13 protein-coding genes and 1 pseudogene are annotated in these 17355 nt (G+C 66.8%); 11 read left to right on the plus strand and 3 right to left on the minus strand.

Annotated elements, in window-relative coordinates; genetic code table 11:
• Positions 1–3: 3 nt before the first annotated feature.
• Both WKW82_RS14595 and WKW82_RS14600 read left to right on the plus strand, forming a co-directional pair.
• A complete protein-coding gene (locus WKW82_RS14595) occupies positions 4–885 on the plus strand; it encodes a gallate dioxygenase (protein WP_340343021.1) in 882 nt (293 codons plus the stop codon).
• Positions 882–1241, plus strand: coding sequence for a protocatechuate 3,4-dioxygenase (locus WKW82_RS14600; RefSeq protein ID WP_213956599.1), 360 nt, complete (start codon positions 882–884; stop codon positions 1239–1241). The genes WKW82_RS14595 and WKW82_RS14600 overlap by 4 nt, the downstream gene beginning before the upstream one ends.
• Positions 1242–1267: 26 nt before the next feature.
• Here the strand turns inward: WKW82_RS14600 and WKW82_RS14605 are convergent, their stop codons facing one another.
• Positions 1268–2239 (minus strand): AraC family transcriptional regulator, encoded by a 972-nt coding sequence (locus tag WKW82_RS14605; RefSeq protein ID WP_340343022.1) that lies wholly within the window; start codon positions 2237–2239, stop codon positions 1268–1270.
• A 228-nt stretch (positions 2240–2467) separates the two neighbouring features.
• On the opposite strand from WKW82_RS14605, the gene WKW82_RS14610 reads away from it, so the two are divergent.
• Positions 2468–4204 (plus strand): GMC family oxidoreductase, encoded by a 1737-nt coding sequence (locus tag WKW82_RS14610; RefSeq protein WP_340343023.1) that lies wholly within the window; start codon positions 2468–2470, stop codon positions 4202–4204.
• 319 nt (positions 4205–4523) lie between these two features.
• Here WKW82_RS14610 and WKW82_RS14615 read toward each other — a convergent pair whose 3' ends face one another.
• Complete coding sequence (locus tag WKW82_RS14615; RefSeq protein WP_340343024.1) at positions 4524–5699, minus strand: acyl-CoA dehydrogenase family protein; 1176 nt, start codon at positions 5697–5699, stop codon at positions 4524–4526.
• Positions 5700–6005: 306 nt separating this feature from the next.
• Between WKW82_RS14615 and WKW82_RS14620 the strand changes: the two genes are divergently transcribed.
• Both WKW82_RS14620 and WKW82_RS14625 read left to right on the plus strand, forming a co-directional pair.
• Positions 6006–7826, plus strand: a complete 1821-nt coding sequence (locus WKW82_RS14620) for an acyclic terpene utilization AtuA family protein (protein ID WP_340343025.1) — start codon at positions 6006–6008, stop codon at positions 7824–7826.
• 95 nt (positions 7827–7921) lie between these two features.
• Positions 7922–10612: a bifunctional acetate--CoA ligase family protein/GNAT family N-acetyltransferase gene (locus WKW82_RS14625; RefSeq protein ID WP_340343026.1), complete on the plus strand. Its 2691-nt coding sequence runs from the start codon at positions 7922–7924 to the stop codon at positions 10610–10612.
• 66 nt (positions 10613–10678) lie between these two features.
• On the opposite strand, the pseudogene WKW82_RS14630 reads toward WKW82_RS14625, so the two are convergent.
• Positions 10679–11661, minus strand: a pseudogene (locus WKW82_RS14630) (tripartite tricarboxylate transporter substrate binding protein).
• 213 nt (positions 11662–11874) lie between these two features.
• On the opposite strand from WKW82_RS14630, the gene WKW82_RS14635 reads away from it, so the two are divergent.
• The 6 genes from WKW82_RS14635 (at position 11875) to WKW82_RS14660 (ending at position 17169) form a co-directional block, all read left to right on the plus strand.
• A complete protein-coding gene (locus tag WKW82_RS14635) occupies positions 11875–12375 on the plus strand; it encodes an STAS domain-containing protein (protein WP_340333458.1) in 501 nt (166 codons plus the stop codon).
• The gene (locus tag WKW82_RS14640) at positions 12375–12815 is read left to right on the plus strand and encodes an ATP-binding protein (protein ID WP_340343027.1); all 441 of its coding nucleotides are present in this window, start codon (positions 12375–12377) and stop codon (positions 12813–12815) included. The genes WKW82_RS14635 and WKW82_RS14640 overlap by 1 nt, the downstream gene beginning before the upstream one ends.
• A gap of 75 nt (positions 12816–12890) precedes the next feature.
• Entirely contained in the window at positions 12891–13511 is a 621-nt protein-coding gene (locus WKW82_RS14645) for a hypothetical protein (RefSeq protein ID WP_340343028.1), read from the plus strand.
• 37 nt (positions 13512–13548) lie between these two features.
• Positions 13549–15414 (plus strand): OmpA family protein, encoded by a 1866-nt coding sequence (locus WKW82_RS14650; RefSeq protein ID WP_340343029.1) that lies wholly within the window; start codon positions 13549–13551, stop codon positions 15412–15414.
• A 31-nt stretch (positions 15415–15445) separates the two neighbouring features.
• Entirely contained in the window at positions 15446–15940 is a 495-nt protein-coding gene (locus WKW82_RS14655) for a Rab family GTPase (protein ID WP_340343030.1), read from the plus strand.
• An 8-nt stretch (positions 15941–15948) separates the two neighbouring features.
• Positions 15949–17169, plus strand: coding sequence for a PP2C family protein-serine/threonine phosphatase (locus WKW82_RS14660; RefSeq protein ID WP_340343031.1), 1221 nt, complete (start codon positions 15949–15951; stop codon positions 17167–17169).
• The last annotated feature ends 186 nt before the right edge of the window (positions 17170–17355 follow it).

A 17355-nucleotide genomic window follows, 5' to 3' on the forward strand; every position in this document is an offset into this window, starting at 1 on the left:
ACCATGGCAAAGATCATCGGTTGCATCGGCACCTCCCACGTGCCCACCATCGGCGTCGCCTACGACAAGGGCAAGCAGCAAGACCCGGCCTGGAAGCCGCTCTTCGACGGCTACCTGCCCGTTGCCAAGTGGCTGGAGGAACAGAAGGCCGACGTGCTGGTCATGCTCTACAACGACCACTGCACCAGCCTCTTCTTCGACCTTTACCCGACCTTCGCGATCGGCGTGGGCAAGGAGTTCCAGGTCGCCGACGAAGGCGCAGGCCTGCGCGACCTGCCCACGATCAAGGGCAACGTCGACCTGCAGGCGCACATCGCCGAGTCGCTGGTCAATGACGAATTCGACATGACCATCTTCCAGGACAAGCCGATCGACCACGGCTGCGCCTCCCCCCTGCCCCTGCTCTGGCCGCACAAGCCCGACTGGCCCGGCACCGTGGTGCCGATCGCCATCAACGTGCTGCAGTTCCCGCTGCCGACGCCCCGCCGTTGCTGGCGGCTCGGCCAGGCGCTGCGCCGCGCGATCGAGTCGTACCCGGAGGACCTGCGCGTGGTCGTCGTCGGCACCGGCGGCCTGTCGCACCAGGTGCATGGCGAGCGCACCGGCTTCAACAACGAGGAATGGGACATGAAGTTCCTCGACCTGCTGGAGCACGACCCGGAGCAGCTCACGCGGATGAAGCACGCGGACTTCGTGCGCCTGGGCGGCGCGGAAAGCGTCGAGCAGATCATGTGGCTGGCGATGCGCGGGGCCATGGGTCCGACAGTGCGCAAGCTCCACCAGAACTACTACCTGGCGACCACCACCGCGATGACAGTCGTGCTGTTCGAGGACGGCGTGACGACCACGGCCACCAGTGAGAAGACCGACGAGGTGACGGCATGAACCCGCAACTCGCCGGCGTCGAGGACATCCCCGGCACGTACATCTTCGACATCCGCACCAGCAACCGCACGCTGAAGCTCAACCGCTTCTTCTGGCAAATGATCGGCAAGCCTTGGCGCGACCGCTTCGAGGCCGACCCCGAGCAACTGATGACCGAGGCCGGCCTCAACGAGCGCGAGAAGGAACTCGTGCGCAAGCGCGACTGGCTGGGCTTGATCCAGTACGGCGCCAACTTCTTCGTGCTTGAGAAGTTCGCGCGCGTGTCGAAGACCACCAACCTCGAGGTCTACGCCATCTTCCGTGGCGAAAGCTTCGAGGAATTCATGAAGACGCGGCGCGTGCCTGACGCGCGCTGAGGCTCGTCAGCGGCCACATCACGAAGTCAACAAGCTGGGGAAGTGATTGCGCCGGCCCGGCGCATGACCCGTGCCAGCGTAGCCTTCGGGCTCTCGCCAAATGAGGACTTGTAGAGCGCGCTGAAGCGCCCCAGGTGGAAGAAGCCGTTCTGCAGCGCAACGTCCGTGACCGTGGTGGCCGGCGTCGCCTGCAACAGCGCCTGCCGCGCACGTTCCAGGCGCACCTTGCGCAAACTTGCCATCGGTGTGCTGCTGCGCGCGCTCTGGAACGCGAACTGCAGCGCCCGCACGCTCACACCCAGTTCGCGCGCCACCTCGGCAATGGTCAAGGGCCGGTGCGCGTGTTCCTGCATGTAGGCCTCGGCCCGGCGCACCAGGCGCGAGGGCATCGGGCCCTGCTGCGGGGGACGTGCCAGTTCCTCGCTGAAGTTATGCGGATGGCATTGCAACAGCAGCGTCAGCAGGAATTCCTGCAGCGATGCCTCTGCCACCGGCGGCAGGGGCACGCTGCCCGTCGTCTCCAGCAGCGCCAGCGTCGAGCCCCAGATGCGCTCGAGCCCTTCCGAGAAAGGCCGCAACTCGAAGCGCAGCGATTCGTCGAGCGGGCGCCCCAGCCAGCCGCTGCACAGCGCCTCGAGCTTCTGCGCGTCCGGCTTGATCGTCGCCTGTGAAAAGGTCGCGCCGAAGTCGAAATCGGTGCCTACGTTGGCCGACACCGGCACCGTCTGCCCGGGCTGCCAGATTGCGCGCTGCCCACCCTGGCGGACGCTGCCCGCGCCATCGAGGCAGCGCATCACCAGGAACAGGTCCGGGAAGTTGCCGGCATCGACATGCACCGGCGCGCCGTAACGCAGGCGCACGATCGGCGCGCTCACGTCGAGCGTGGTGTCGATGGCGCGCGCCCTTCGGTCCAAGGCCAGTTCATGCTCGCAATACACCTCCCCGACGGCCTGGATGGCTTCGTCGAGATCGCGAGTGTGGACGTGCGCGAGGGCCATGCGTGGACAGCTCTTTCCTGGCAATCCGATACCGGGGGCGCACGCATTCTTCATGCCACTGCCCGTGCGCCAACGGCAGCCGGGTCATCGTCTGCCGACGCGTTGCCCCCAACGATTCGTGATAACCCTTAAATCACCGGTTTCGCAAACCGGACAACGCGGCGCTTCGTGGATAGCGGCTCCACAGGCCGGCTCGAACAATGACCCGACCCACGACGAGGAGCCCTCATGACGAGTGACACGCCCGCCCGCCGCGCGCAAGCCATCGGCCAGCAACTGGACCACATCGAGGCCCGCCTCCTGGCCGGCCACCTCGACCGGCGCGGCTTCATCCGAATGGCGACGATGCTCGGCATCGGCACGCTGGCCGCCACGACGATGGCCGACAAGGCACTGGCCATCGGCGCCAATCAGGCCGAGCTGAAGCGCGAACTGCAACCGCGCTACGACTACATCGTCTGCGGCAGCGGTTCTTCCGGCTCGGTGGTGGCGCGCCGGCTCGCGGAAGACACCCGCGTGCAGGTCCTGCTGCTCGAAGCCGGCGGCGCGGCCGATGCGCCGAGCATCCTGAACCCGGCCGTCTGGTACACCAACATCGGCGGCCCCTTCGACTGGGGCTACAAGACGATGCCACGCCCCGGCCTCAACAACCGCTCCATCGCGATGCCGATGGGCAAGGCCATCGGCGGCGGCAGCAGCATCAATGCGACGGTCTGGGCCCGCGGCCACAAGAACGACTACGACCGCTGGGCGCGCGAGACCGGCGACCCGGCCTGGGGCTACCAGCATGTGCTGGAAATCTTCAAGCGCATCGAAGACTGGCAGGGCGAGCCCGACCCCGCCCGGCGCGGCAAGGGCGGCCTGGTCTTCATGCAGCCCGCACCAGACCCCAGCCCGCTCGCCCCGGCCATGGTGCAGGGCTGCGCGGCCATCGGCATACCGGCCTTCGCCGACCACAACGGCGCGATGATGGAAGGCGCGGGCGGCGCGGCCATCGCCAACCTGTGCATCGGCAAGGACGGCCGGCGCCGCAACGTGCCTTCGCACTACCTCTACCCGATCATGGACCAGCCCAACCTGACCATCCTCACGCAGGCGTTGGTCCACAAGGTCACGCTGCAGGGCAAGAAGGCGGTCGGCGTGGAGTTCGAATGGGACGGGCAGGTGCGCAAGATCGGCGTCGTGCGCGAGGTGGTGCTGTCCACCGGCGCCATCAACACGCCGCGCATCCTGATGGCCTCCGGCATCGGCGATGCGAAGGAACTCCAGCGACTGGGCACGCCGGTCGTGGCCAACCTCCCCGGCGTGGGCCAGAACTTCCAGGACCACACCATGGTCGCGGCCTGCATGTGGGAGCCGCCGGAACAGGCGCCGGCGCGCAACAACTCGGCCGAGGCCACCTTCTTCTGGAAGAGCGACCCGAAGCTGCCCACGCCCGACCTGCAGCCCTTCCAGATCGAGATCCCCTTCTCCTCCGAAGTCACCTCGAAACAGGCCGTGCCGACAGCCTGGACCATCGGCCCCGGCATCGTCCAGCCAAAGACGCGCGGCTTCCTGCGCTTCACCTCCACCGACCCGAAGGCCGGCGTCGAGATCCATGCCAAGGTGCTGGAGCATCCGGACGACATGAAGGCGATGCGCAAGGCGATCGAACTGTGCCGCGAGATCGGCAACTCCGCGCCGATGAAGCCCTTCGTCAAGCGCGAGGTCATGCCCGGCCCGATCAAGGGCAAGGAACTCGATGACTTCATCCGCAACGCGGCCGTGTCGTACTTTCACGCGACCTGCACCGCGAAGATGGGCAAGGACAAGATGTCGGTGGTCGACGCGAAGCTGCGCGTCTACGGCATCCAGAACCTGCGCATCGCGGACGGGTCGGTCATGCCGCACATCACCACGGGGAACACGATGGCGCCGTGCGTGATCATCGGGGAGCGGCTGGCGGAGGTCATGAAGGCGGGGTGATGCAAAAAGATCAGAGGGCAGGCCAGCAACCAGGATCCGGCGGCAGGACAGGATGCCCGGTTCGAGGGCTGTGCGGGGTCGACCAGCCATCCGACCATCCCCGACCAGGGAGATCGAAGCATGCCGGCGGGATGGAGCTCGCGGATTTCGCGGGCACCGAACTGCCACGCTTCCAATGGTCGGCAAGCGACTGCCCGATGGCCGGTCGTCGGTTTCGCGCGCGGTCCCCGGTCTGCCCTCTTTCTCCACGGGTTACTTTCGCAGCGCTGAAACATCAAGTTGCGCCATCTGCAATCGCACCAGCCGATCTCGCCGCTGCTCAAACCCCCAGTTGCCGCGCAGCGAGGTCTTTCATTACCTCTTCCGAGCCACCACCGATCATCATCACCTTGACCTCCCGGTAGATGCGCTCGGTCCGCGTGCCGCGCATGAAGCCCATGCCGCCGAGCAACTGCACGGCCTGGTCGGCACAGAACTGCATGGCCTGCGTGGCCAGCACCTTGGCCAGGCAGACCCGGGCCACCAACTGCGCCGGGTCGGCGAGCTTGTGCTCGATGCGATAGGCCAAGTCGTAGACCAGCGCCCTGGCGGCGTCGATGCGCAGCGTCATGTCCATCAGCTTGTGGCGCACCACCTGCCGCTCCGACAGCGGGCTTCCCCCGATCGTGCGCTGGCGCGCCCAGTCGACCGCTTCTTCCAGGCATACCTCGGCATAGCCGTACGCCAGCGCAGCCATCATCAGCCGCTCGTTGTTGAAGTTCTGCATGAAGGTCTTGAAGCCCTTGTTCTCCTCGCCGATCAGGTTGGACACCGGCACGCGGCAGTTGTCGAAGTGCAGGTGCGCGGTGTCGGAACTCCACCAGCCCATCTTCTTGAGCGCGGTGCGGGTCAGGCCCGGCGTGTTGCCCTCGACCAGCAGCGCGGAGATGCCGCTGGCGCCCTTCACCGCGGGGTTGGTGCGCACGGCAACCGTGAGGAAGTCGGCGCGCATGCCGGAGGTGATGAAGGTCTTCTCGCCATTCAGCACATAGTGGTCGCCATCGCGCACGGCGGTGGTGCGCAGGTTGGCAACGTCGGACCCGCCCGAGGGCTCGGTCACAGCCAGCGCCGCGATCTTCTCGCCGCGCAGCACGGGCGGGATGACGCGCTGCTTGATGGCCTCGCTGCCGGCCTTGAGGATCGGCGGCAGCCCGATGCTGTGCGAGAGCAACGAGGCCTGCATGCCGCCGCACCCGGCGCGCGCAAATTCCTCGGCAAGGATCAAGCCGTAGAAAGTGTCCGCCGGCGTGCCGCCATATTCCTCCGGATAGCCCAGTCCGAGCACGCCGACCTCGGCCGCGCGGGCGTACAGCGAGCGCGGGAAGGTTTCGGCCTCGTCCCACTCGTTGACGAAGGGCCGGATCTCGCGCGAGACGAAATCGCGCAGGCTGGAACGGAACTGCTCATGCTCCGGGGTGAAATAGAACGGCAGCGGCGGCGCGTCAAGAAACTCCATGCACTTACTCCTTGGTTCGCGGCGAGGCTAGTGCCGCCGTCCCGGGCCGTCTTGTGCCCAGTGGCTAGGACCGCTCCGAGCACATCCCGCGAGGGTGCACGACGCTGACGCGGCATGGAATGCAGGCGCCAGCGGTAGCCATCGCAGGCCATGGCGAGGATTTGCAACACCGCCGACCCCATCGAACCCGACGATTTGCGCGCCCCACAGATTTTGCGCGACGCCTCCCCCAGCGAGTTGGCGCAAGCCGCTGCGCACGGCGCTGGCTAAGCTGCTGCGCAACACCCCCATCGACGAGACAACCACATGGCCTCCCCCTCTTCCATCCAAGACCCATCCCCCGCCAAGGTCGTGCGCATCGGCGGCGCTTCCGGCTTCTGGGGCGACAGCATGGTCGCAGCGCCGCAACTCGTGAAGCTGGGCCGGCTGGATTACCTCGTGTTCGATTACTTGGCCGAGACGACCATGGCCATTCTTGCCGCCGCGCGCGCCAAGAAGCCGGAGATGGGCTATGCCACCGACTTCGTCGACATCGCGATGAAGTCCGTGCTGGCCGAGGTCAAGCGCCAGGGCATCAAGGTGATCAGCAATGCCGGTGGCATCAACCCGCACGGTTGTGCGGACGCGCTGCGGGCGCTGGCTGCAGCGGAAGGCATTTCGCTGAAGATCGCGGTGGTCGAGGGCGACGACGTGTCCGCCCGCATGCCCGAACTGCGCGCCAGCGGCGCCAAGGACATGTTCACCGGCGAGTCGCTGCCCGAGAAAGTACTGAGCGCCAATGCCTACCTCGGCGCCACGCCGATCGCCGCGGCGCTGGCGGCCGGCGCGGAGGTCGTCATCACCGGCCGCTGCGTGGACAGCGCCGTCACGCTCGGTGCGCTGATGCACGAGTTCGGCTGGGCCCCCGACCAGTACGACCAACTTGCCTCGGGCAGCCTCGCTGGCCATATCATCGAATGCGGCTGCCAGGCCACCGGCGGCCTGCACACCGATTGGGAGGACATCCCCGATTGGGCCAACATGGGCTATCCGGTCATCGAATGCCATGCCGACGGCAGCTTCATCGTGACCAAGCCGGAGCCCACCGGCGGCAAGGTGATCCGCGCCAACATCGTCGAGCAGATGCTCTACGAGATCGGCGACCCCGGCGCCTACCTGCTGCCCGACGTGAGCTGCGACTTCCGCGACGTGGTCATCGAGCAGCAAGGCGACAACCGCGTGCGCGTGGGTCCAGCCAAGGGTCGCGCAGCCACGCCTTTCTACAAGGTCTCGGCCACGCAGCTCGACGGATTCCGCTGCGCGGCCAGCATGGTCATCATCGGCATCGATGCCGAGAAGAAGGCACGCCGCACGGCGGAGGCGATCGTCGAGCGCACCGGCAACATCCTGCGCCAGCTCGGCATGCCGCCCTTCACCTCGACCTACATCGAAGTCCTCGGCGCCGAGACGCTCTACGGTCCGCATTCGCGCGCGCACCAGGCCCGCGAAGTGATGATGCGCGTGGTGGCGAACCATCCGCAGAAGGCCGCGCTGGCCATGTTCGCGCGCGAGATCTCGCCGGCCGGCACCTCATGGTCGCCCGGCACCACCGGCCCCGGCGGCGGCCGGGCCGCGGTGTCGCCGTTGATCAAGCCCTTCTCGTTCACGCTCGACAAGCAGGCGGTGGGGGTGGCCTTCGTGATGGACGAGGTGCGCCATCCGGTGACGGTCGCCAGCGGCACGAGCGATGGCCTCGCACCCGGCGGCACGGCGCCGGCCGCATGGAAGGATGACGCCGGCGAGCCGATGCGCGAAGTGCGCCTCATCGACCTGGCCTGGGCCCGCAGCGGCGACAAGGGCAACCTCTCCAACATCGGCATCGTCGCGCGCAAGCCCGAGTGGCTGCCGCTGCTGTGGGATCGCGTCAGCGAGTCGGCCGTCGGGAGCTACTTCGCCCACATGGTGCACGGCAAGGTCGAGCGCTTCCACCTGCCCGGCACAGCCTCGATGAACTTGCTGCTGCACGACGCGCTGGATGGCGGCGGCCCGTCCTCCATGCGCATGGACCCGCTCGGCAAGGGCATGGCGCAGATGCTGCTCGACATGACGGTCCTCGTGCCGGACTCGGTCGCCACGCATCTGAAGTAGCGCCACAGACCAGTCGCTGCAGCCGTTTGATGACCGGGCGCCAAAGGCTCGGTATATGCTCAGTTCCCCCGGACGCAAACTGGCGCAGCGCACTCATGCAAAAGCACTACCTCACACCACTTTTCGCTCCCGAATCGATCGTGGTGTTCGCCGGGGCGATCCGGCAAGCGGAAGACGACCACTGGCATTCGACGGCGATCCGCCGTGCGCTGCAAGCGGGCGGCTTCGAGGGGTCGCTGGAATACCTGGACGTACACACCAGCGGAACGCTGGGCGACCTGGTGCAAGCGCGCGCGGACCTGGCGATCATCGCCCTGCCCTGCCACGACATTCCGGCGGCACTCGGCATCGCCGGGCGATTGAGTTGCCGATCCGCATTGGTCGTCTCGTCCGGCATCGGTCCGGATGGCGCCGCTGAACTGCGCAGGGTTGCAATCCGCGAGGGCATCCACCTGCTGGGCCCCAACTCGCTGGGAATCCAACGGCCCGCACTGCGCCTCAATGCCAGCACGGTCGGCCCGCTCGCATCCGCCGGCCCGCTGGCGCTGGTCTCGCAATCCGGCGCCCTGACCGCGGCGATGCTCGACTGGGCGCGCCAGAACGCTGTGGGCTTCTCCAACGTGGTGTCGCTCGGGCCGCATACCGCGCTCGACATCGCGGACGTGCTGGACTTCCTGGCCGACGACAGCGCCACACACAGCATCGTCGTGTACCTCGAAGGCATCTCGGAAGCCCGCCCTTTCATCAGTGCGCTTCGCTCGGCCTCGCATGCGAAGCCGGTCGTGGTCCTGAAGGCGGGCCGCAAGCCGGCGGGCAACGAGGCAGCGCACACCCACAGCGGTGCCACCGTGGGCAGCGACGATGTGTTCGACGCGGCGCTGCGGCGTGCCGGTGCGGTCCGGGTGCGCTCGTTCGTCGAACTGTTCTCGGCGGCCAAGTGCCTGGCTTCGCGCTATCGGCCGGTGGGGCAGCGGCTGGCGATCGTCACCAACGGCGGTGGGCCGGGTGTGCTGGCCGCAGATTGGGTCAACGAGATCGGCTTGGAGCTGGGCAAGCTCTCGACCGAATCGATCGACAAGCTGAAACCCTTGCTGTCACCGTATGCGACGTTGACGGACCTGATCGACGTGTCCGAGGAAGCCGGGCCGGATCACTACCGGGCTGCCATCGACGTTGCCGCGGCCGACAAGCAGGTCGACGGCGTGCTGGCCATCTATTCACCCAAGACCGGAGAGGACGCGGCCGCCGTCGCGCGCACGCTGGCCGAGTTCCCGCGTCCGATGCGCAAGCCGCTGCTGGCCTGCTGGATGGGGGACGCGTCCGTCGGCGACGCCCGCAAGGTGTTGGTCGAATCGGCCATACCCACCTTCCGCACGCCCGAGGCGGCGGTGGGCGCGTTCGGCAACATCGCGTCGTTCTATCAGAACCAGATGCTGCTGCAGCAGACGCCGCCGCCGCTGTCACCGCTAGCCAAGCCCGACATCGAGGGCGCCCGCCTGCTGATCGACAGCGTGCTGGCCGAACGTCGCACCGTGCTCACCGAGATGGAGTCGAAGACCCTGCTCTCGTCCTTCCACATCCCGATCACCCGCACGGTGCTCGCGCGCTCCGCCAACGAGGCCATGATGCTGGCGACGCAGATCGGCTTTCCGGTGGCGCTCAAGATCGACTCGCCCGACATCAGCCACAAGACCGATGTCGAGGGTGTGGCGCTGAACATCATGAACGGCGCCGGCGCGCGCGACATGTTCAACGAGCTGATGGACCGTGTGAAGCGCCTGGCGCCCGCCGCGCGCATCCATGGCGTGACCGTGCAGAAGATGGCAGCGGCCCGGCGCGGCCGCGAGATCTACGTGGGCCTGGTCACCGACGACCCGTTCGGCCCGGTGATCGTGTTCGGTGCGGGCGGCACCATGATCGAGCTGTTGGCCGACCGTGCGATGGAATTGCCACCGCTCAACCAGTTCCTCGCGCGCCGGTTGATCGAGCGCTCCCGCGTGGCCCAGACCCTGCGCGAATGGCGCGGCGCCAGCCCGGTCAACATGGAAGCGCTGGAACACGTGCTGCTGCGTGTGTCGGAAATGGTCTGCGAACTGCCCGAGCTGCGCGAGATGGACATCAACCCCATCATCGTGGACGAAGCCGGCGCCATCGCGGTCGATGCCCGCATCGTCGTGGGCAACACGCCGCAGGCGGTCAGCGGCTACGCACGCGGCTACCAGCACCTGTCGATCCTGCCCTACCCGGCCCGCTACCAACGCGAGTTCGTCATGCGCGGCGGCGGCACCTGCACGCTCCGGCCCGTGCATCCGGACGACGCGGACATGCTGCAGAACTTCGTGCGGGAGCTTTCGCCCGAGAGCCGGTGGTTCCGCTTCGTCTCGCAGTTCCACGAGTTGCCGCCGACCATGCTGTCGCGCTTCACGCTGATCGACTACGACCGGGACATGGCCCTGGTCGCGGTCGTGCAGGAACGCATCCTGGCCGACGACGGCACGTCCAAGGACATGGAATACATCGTCGGCGTGTCGCGCTACGCCACCAATCCGGACAAGGCGAGCTGCGAGTTTTCGCTGGTCGTCGCGGAGGCCTACAAGCGCAAGGGCCTGGGCTCGCGGCTCATGGAAGGCATCATGGACGTGGCCCGGGACAAGGGCCTGTCCGAGATGGACGGGCTGGTGCTCACCACCAACCACGACATGCTGAAACTCATGCGGCACATGGGGTTCACCGTCAAGCTCTTTGCGGAAGACCCGGAATTCAGGCTTGTGACGTTCAGTCTCTAGGGGGCTCGACGCGCCGAAGCGAACCGGCCCGCCCGGCACACTGTCGAGCTTGGGCGTCGACGCGCCCTAATCCGCCTTCACACCCGCCGTCCGGATCACCCCACCCCACTTGCGCGTTTCGGCAGTGATGAAGGCGTCGAACTCCTCCGGGGTGCCGCCGCCGGGGAAGGTGCCCATCGCGTCGAGCTTGGCCTTGGTTTCGTCTGACTTGATGATGCGCGCCACGGCGTCCGACATCCGCTTGACGATCTCGCGCGGTGTGCCGGCCGGGGCCAGCATGCCGGCCCAGGTGCTGCCTGTGAAACCCGCAAAGCCTTGCTCGATGAAAGTTGGCACGTCCGGCACGACGGGCAGGCGCCGCTCGCTCGCCACCCCGATCAGGCGCACCTTGCCTGCCTTGCCCTGCGCGATGAGACCCGTCGGCGCGTCGAAGAACAACTGGATCTGCCCACCCATCAAGTCCGTCAACGCGGGCACCGCGCCGCGGTACGGGATATGGATCATGTAGGTCTGTGTCAGCGACTTCCACAACTCGGTGGTGAGATGCGCGGCCGACCCGTTGCCCGATGAACCGAAGCTCACCTTGCCCGGGTTCGCACGGGCGTAGTCGATCAGCTCCCGCTCCTGAAAGGTGCGTTGTTGTTGACCGCCGCCAGCAGCGGCGACACGCCCATCAGCGACACGCCCACCAGGTCCTTGCCCGGGTCGTAGGGCAGCTTGGGATAGAGCGTGGTGTTGGCGGCATAGGCCGCGATCACCACGCCGAAGGTGCTGCCGTCCGGCGGCGACTTGGCCACCGCATCCACGCCGATCAGGCTATTGGCGCCCGGCTTGTTGTCGATGATGACGCTCTGGCCCAACTGCGCCTGCAGGCCCGGCTGCACGAGACGCGCCATCTGGTCCGTGAAGCCGCCCGGCGTGTACGGCACGATGATGCGGATGGGCTTGCCGGGCCAGGCAGGTTGCGCGAAGGATGGCGCCGCAACGGCAGCGGCCGCAGCGGCTGCGGACAGGTTGAAGGCGCGACGCGTGAGGCGGGGGGCTGGCATGAACGTTCCGGTGGTGGGTCGATGCATTCTCAAAGGCGCATTGCCGCCTTCTCATCGGGGTTTGCCCGTCGACCCTTGCCTCGCGTCGCCCCGTTCCCGCAACCATCGTGTCGCGCGACCGGATCGGCGCGAAAGCAGTACCGCCCTTACGAACCGCTTTCGTCCATTTTGGGGATACCAAGTTAGTGACGTAGTAATACTTTGCGCGTATGCTTGACGACGATCCTGCTTGTTGATCGCAAGACGCACAAATCCCGGTTTTTATTCTGTACAAGAAGACCGACGGATCAGGCGATTCTTGTGTCGGAGGCTCCTGCTGGCTCAACGTTCGACATCGACATCCACTGCGGAGATCGTATGGACCTGAGACGGGAACAACTGGCTGATGGCATCGAGAAGATCAGCCTGGTTGGGCGCATGGACAGTATTGGCGGGCACGACATCGACAACCGCTTCAAGGCGATGGTCGCATCCCGCAAGCTTCTTGCCGTGGTGGACATGTCCGAGGTGTCGTTCCTGGCTTCCATCGGGATTCGCACGCTCGTCATCAACGCGCGGGCCCAGTCGTCGCGCGGCGGCGGCATGGTCCTCGCGAGCCCGCAACCGCTCGTGGCGGAGGTCCTCAAGATGGCCGGCATCGACACGATCATTCCGGTTTACCCCGACGTCGATTCCGCCTTCAGCGCGCTGATGGCCTCCTCCGAAAGCCGTTGATGTCCACGAACGGCGGGGAGCCGGAGGCTTCCCTGATCGTCGACAGCGAACTGCGCGAACTCCCGCGGGTCAACGCCTGGGTGCACGACTGGACCGAGCACCAGCACCTGCCGGAAAAGATCGCCCATTGCATCGACCTCTGCTCCACCGAGGTGGTCACGAACATCGTGACCCACGCCTGCGGCGACGGCGCACAGCGCATCCTGCTGCGCCTGGGTTGGCAGGGCGACGACGTTGCCCTGGAAGTCGAAGACGAAGGCAGCAAGTTCGATCCACGGCAGGTTGCCACGCCCTCGCACGCCACCAACCTGCAGGACGCACGGATCGGCGGCTGGGGCATCCCCATCGTGCGCCAGTTCTCGGACGGCGTGCAGTACCGCTACGAAGACGGTCGCAATTGCCTGACGCTCCTGTTCCGGCCGACGGCACCGCCCTCCTGACAAGCCCGACCCCATTCGCATCGCGGCGCCGGCGCACACGGCGTAACCAATCCACCAACCGAGGAGTCTTTAAAAATGGGACAAGCAGGCAAACCACTACCCACCATCGACGTGCAAGGCGCCCTGGCGGCCCAGGCCGCGATGGGTGGCCAAACCAACGGCAGCGGCGGCGAAACGTCCGGTGTCGACAAGATGCGCGAGTTGCTGTTCGGCAACCAGATGCAGGATTACGACAAGCGCTTTTCGATCATGGAGGAGCGCTTCCAGCTCCGCCTGCGCGACATGGAAGCGGAGTCGTCGCGCAGCCTGAGCAACCTCGAATCCACGATCAAGAAGCAGCTCGAATCCGTCGCCGGCCAGTTCCGCGAGGAAAAGGACTTGCGCGCCGATGCCGACAAGGAACTGGAGCGCAGCCTGCGCGACCACACCCAGGCACTGGAAAAGCGCCTGGCGCAGCTGTCCGACCAGCTCGCGCGTCATGAGCGCGATTTCACGGACCGCCTGAGCCACGAGGTGCAGGGCCTGCGCGACGAGATGCGCAAGCGCCAGGACGACTCCCGCGCCACCATGGAACGCATGTTCTCCGAGCTCAGCAACGTCAAAACCGATCGCAACCTGCTCGCCGGGCTGTTCGTCGAGATTGCCAAGTGCCTGAACCAGGACGTGTCGCCGAAGGGCGCCAACGGCGGCGGTTGATTCACACCGCACGTTTGCACGCAGGGGCGGCTGCGCCGTGAACGCGCGCCTGTCGCTTGCCGCGACGAGCGCACACCGCAGCGCGGCGGAACAGGACCAGAGCCGGCGCTTGGCCGGCCTCTTGCTGGAGTTGGCGCGCTGCGTCAACCCCGACATCGCGATCGAGCTTCCGCCCGCGCGGCTGGAGGACGACCCGCGCATGGACGCGCTGCGCGACGTGCTCATGGAGCGCGAGAAGGCGGCGCTGGCCCGGCTGCAGCAGAAGTTCGACGATCCGCGCGAGTTCGCCGATGCGGTGGGCTCGGTGCTTCCGGCCGCCTTCACGCTGGCCGCGTCGCGCAGCGACCACCTGGGCCAGGTCATCGCACCGACGGTCGAGCGGGCCACCCAGGCATCGATCCGCAAGAACCCGCGCACCATGGTCGACATCCTGTACCCGGTGATGGGGCCGGCCATTCGCAAGGCCATTGCCGAGACGCTGGATGGTTCGCTCCAGTCGTTGAACCAGGCGCTCAAGTACAGCCTGTCCTGGCGCGGACTCAAGTGGCGCATCGAGGCCTGGCGCAGCGGCACGACCTTCGGCGACGTGGTGCTCAAGCACACGGCCGTGTACCGGGTCGACCACATCTTCATGATCCATCGCAAGACGGGCCTGCTGATCTCGCATGTGTCGCGCGACGATGCGTCGACGCAAGACCCGCAACTGGTCTCGGCGATGCTCTCCGCCATCCAGGATTTCGTACGCGATTCCTTCGACGAATCGGCCAGCGGCGGCACCAACAGCGGCGGCATCGACACGCTCCGCCTCGGCGACATGCTGCTGTGGATCGAGGAAGGTCCTTCGGCCTTCCTCGCTGCGGTGGTGCATGGCAATCCGCCGCCATCGCTGCGGGTGCGGCTGCGCGAATCGCTGGCCGCGGTGCATGCCGAATGGGCGGCACCGCTCGAGGAATTCGAAGGCGACACCGAGCCCCTCGAGCAAGCGGGCGAGCGGCTGCGGCCTTGCCTGATCTCGCAGGGAGCCGAGCATCAACGGAAATTCTCCCCGCTGCTGTGGATCATCCCGCTGGCGCTGCTGATTGCGCTGGGCTACTGGCTCACGCTGCGCGTCATCGAGGGCCGGCGCGTGGACAGCTATGTCGAGTCCTTGCAGGCCCAACCCGGCATCGTCGTGACCAATGCCGACCGCCGCGGCGGCAAGTGGCTGGTGTCCGGCCTGCGCGACCCGCTCGCCGCCCAGCCCGAAGACTTGCTCGCCAAGACCAAGCTGGACCCGACCCGCGTCGCCGGTCGCTGGGAGCCGTACCAGGCGCTGCATCCGGCCATCATCCTCAAGCGCATGCAGGCGACCCTGAATCCACCGCCGACTGTCACGCTGACACAGGACGCCACTGGCGTGCGCGCCAGCGGCACAGCGCCCCAATACTGGACGGACAAGGCGCGCGCCTTCCTGCTCACCCTGCCGGCCGGCGCGCCGAAGGTCGACCTGAGCGCGCTGCAAGACGTGCAAGACCCGGACTACCTGCGCCTGCATGACGCCATCGAGGCGCGGCTGATCCACTTCGAGAACAACGTGGCGCGCCCGTCAGGCAGCCAGGAAGGCATGCTCGACGGCGCCGCCGAGGAAATGCGCGAGCTGATCCAGGTGTCGCGCACCCACGGCTTCCCGGTGAAGGTGACCATCGTCGGCCACGCCGACGCCACCGGCAAGGAAAACTCCAACCTGGCGCTGAGCCTGGGCCGCGCCGAAGTCGTGCGCTCCATGCTGCGGGCACGCGGCGTCGATCCACTCTTGCTCGCGGTGCGCGGCGCCGGTCCGCTGGAGCCATTGAAGCCCGGCGCCAGCGTGGACGAACTGTCGATGAACCGGCGCGTGTCTTTTGTCGTCAGCACAGGCGAATAGAACCTTTGAAACGGCAGTCAATCGGAACCCAATGCTCCAGAAAAAAATCTGCCTCCTCGGCGCCTTCGGCGTCGGCAAGACCAGCCTCGTGCGCCGCTACGTCGACACCATCTTCTCGGACACCTACCTCACCACCGTCGGCGTGAAGATCGACAAGAAGGTCATGACGGTGGGCGCCGAGGAAATGGCCCTGATCCTGTGGGACATCGCCGGCGAAGACGCCGTCGCGGCCGTGCGCGTGAGCTACCTGCGCGGCGCGGCCGGCTATCTGCTGGTAATCGATGGCACGCGGCCCGAAACGCTGGAGACGGCCGCATCGATCCAGTCGCGCATCACCGCCGAGATCGGTGCCGTGCCCTTCCTCGCCCTGCTCAACAAGGCCGACCTGGTGGAAGACTGGGCGATCCCGCCAGAGCGCGTCGAGCAACTGGAGTCTGCAGGCTGGACCTTCCGACGCACCAGCGCCAAGACCGGCGACAGCGTCGAGGACGCCTTCCAGGAACTGGCGGCTCGCCTGGCGAAATAGCGGGTCACATGCTCGACCTCCCCGCGCGGATCTCCGACTCGCTGCTGCTGTTGATCGATGCGCAGCGCATGCTCGCTCACCTGGTCGTCGACGACACGCAAACCCTGGTGCAGGCCGGCGGCCACCTCGCGCACTATGGGCTGGACGGCCTCGAATTCGGCCTTCCCGCAGGCGACCAGATCCCGTTGCTCGAAGGCATGTTGCCGCTGGTGGAGACACCCTTCCTGATCCGTTCCATGGCCATGCCCAGCGGGCGCATCGCGGACATCCATTTCTTCGCGGACGACGGAGACGGCACCGTGTGGGTGTTGCTGCTCGACGTGACCGCCGAATGGGAGGAAACGCGGCTGGTGCAGCAGAAGGCCTACGACATGACCTTGCTGAGCCAGCGCGAGGCCCGGCTCAACACACAGCTCGCAGCCGCCAACGAGGAACTCAAGCGCGCCCACAACGACCTCGCCGCGTCCCGCGAAGCCCTGCAACTCACGCACGACCGGCTGCAACTGGAACTGCGCGATGCCGAGCGCTACGTCCGCGCCGTCTTGCCGGATCCGCTGACGGAACCCTTCACGGTCGACTGGCGCTTCGTTCCATCCACCGAGCTGGGCGGCGACTCCTTCGGCTACCACTGGATCGACACGGAGCACCTGGCGATCTACCTGATCGACGTCTGCGGCCACGGCGTCGGTTCGGCATTGCTCTCGGTGGCGGTCGCCGACACGCTGCGCTCCGAAGCGCTGCAGAAGACGGATTTCCGCAGCCCCGCCGAGGTGTTGACCGCGCTCAACCAGGCCTACCAGATGGAGCGGCACGGCGAGTTGTTCAGCACCGTGTGGTACGGCGTCTACGACCGCGCGACGGGCGCCCTGCGTTACGCCTCCGCCGGCCACCCGCCGGCCATCGCGGTGAGCGGGCATGGCGAAGCGTTGGGGGAAGCCCGGCCCTTGCCGGCTTCAGGCACCTGCATCGGCCTCTCGCCAGCGGCGCGCTTCCAGGAACAGCAATGCGTGCTGCAGTCCCCTGCCCGCCTGTTCGTCTTCAGCGACGGCGCCTACGAGATCACCCGGCCGGACGGGTCGATGCTGGCGTTCTCCGAGTTCGCCGAGATCCTTGCGCAGCCCGTGCCCAACGGAAAGTCCGAGTTGGACAGCCTGCTGGACTTTGCGCGGGAGTCCCATGGCCCGGGGGCGCTGGAAGACGACTTCACGATCATCAAGCTGGCACTGTGACCCGCAGGCCTTGGCCCTCGCCTTGGCCTTGCCCGGCAGCCCGCAACCCGCAACCGCAGCGACTGCCCTGGGAGCACGCTGCAGCATGCCGAAGCTGCACCACCTTGCCGCCGCTGAAAGAAGCATCGCCGGATGCGCGCCTCCAGCCTTTCAGCCACGCCCCACAAGGCACACATCGCGTATCCA

Source organism: Variovorax rhizosphaerae, from assembly GCF_037889975.1.
GTDB classification, from domain to species: domain Bacteria; phylum Pseudomonadota; class Gammaproteobacteria; order Burkholderiales; family Burkholderiaceae_C; genus Variovorax; species Variovorax rhizosphaerae.

Bases quoted from the DNA above. Each gene is read 5' to 3' on its own strand.
- WKW82_RS14595 (WP_340343021.1), top strand. From the start codon at position 4: ATGGCAAAGATCATCGGTTGCATCGGCACCTCCCACGTGCCCACCATC.
- WKW82_RS14610 (WP_340343023.1), top strand. From the start codon at position 2,468: ATGACGAGTGACACGCCCGCCCGCCGCGCGCAAGCCATCGGCCAGCAA.
- WKW82_RS14645 (WP_340343028.1), top strand. From the start codon at position 12,891: ATGGGACAAGCAGGCAAACCACTACCCACCATCGACGTGCAAGGCGCC.
- WKW82_RS14640 (WP_340343027.1), top strand. From the start codon at position 12,375: ATGTCCACGAACGGCGGGGAGCCGGAGGCTTCCCTGATCGTCGACAGC.
- WKW82_RS14625 (WP_340343026.1), top strand. From the start codon at position 7,922: ATGCAAAAGCACTACCTCACACCACTTTTCGCTCCCGAATCGATCGTG.
- WKW82_RS14600 (WP_213956599.1), top strand. From the start codon at position 882: ATGAACCCGCAACTCGCCGGCGTCGAGGACATCCCCGGCACGTACATC.
- WKW82_RS14605 (WP_340343022.1), bottom strand. From the start codon at position 2,239: ATGGCCCTCGCGCACGTCCACACTCGCGATCTCGACGAAGCCATCCAG.
- WKW82_RS14655 (WP_340343030.1), top strand. From the start codon at position 15,446: ATGCTCCAGAAAAAAATCTGCCTCCTCGGCGCCTTCGGCGTCGGCAAG.
- WKW82_RS14615 (WP_340343024.1), bottom strand. From the start codon at position 5,699: ATGGAGTTTCTTGACGCGCCGCCGCTGCCGTTCTATTTCACCCCGGAG.
- WKW82_RS14620 (WP_340343025.1), top strand. From the start codon at position 6,006: ATGGCCTCCCCCTCTTCCATCCAAGACCCATCCCCCGCCAAGGTCGTG.
- WKW82_RS14660 (WP_340343031.1), top strand. From the start codon at position 15,949: ATGCTCGACCTCCCCGCGCGGATCTCCGACTCGCTGCTGCTGTTGATC.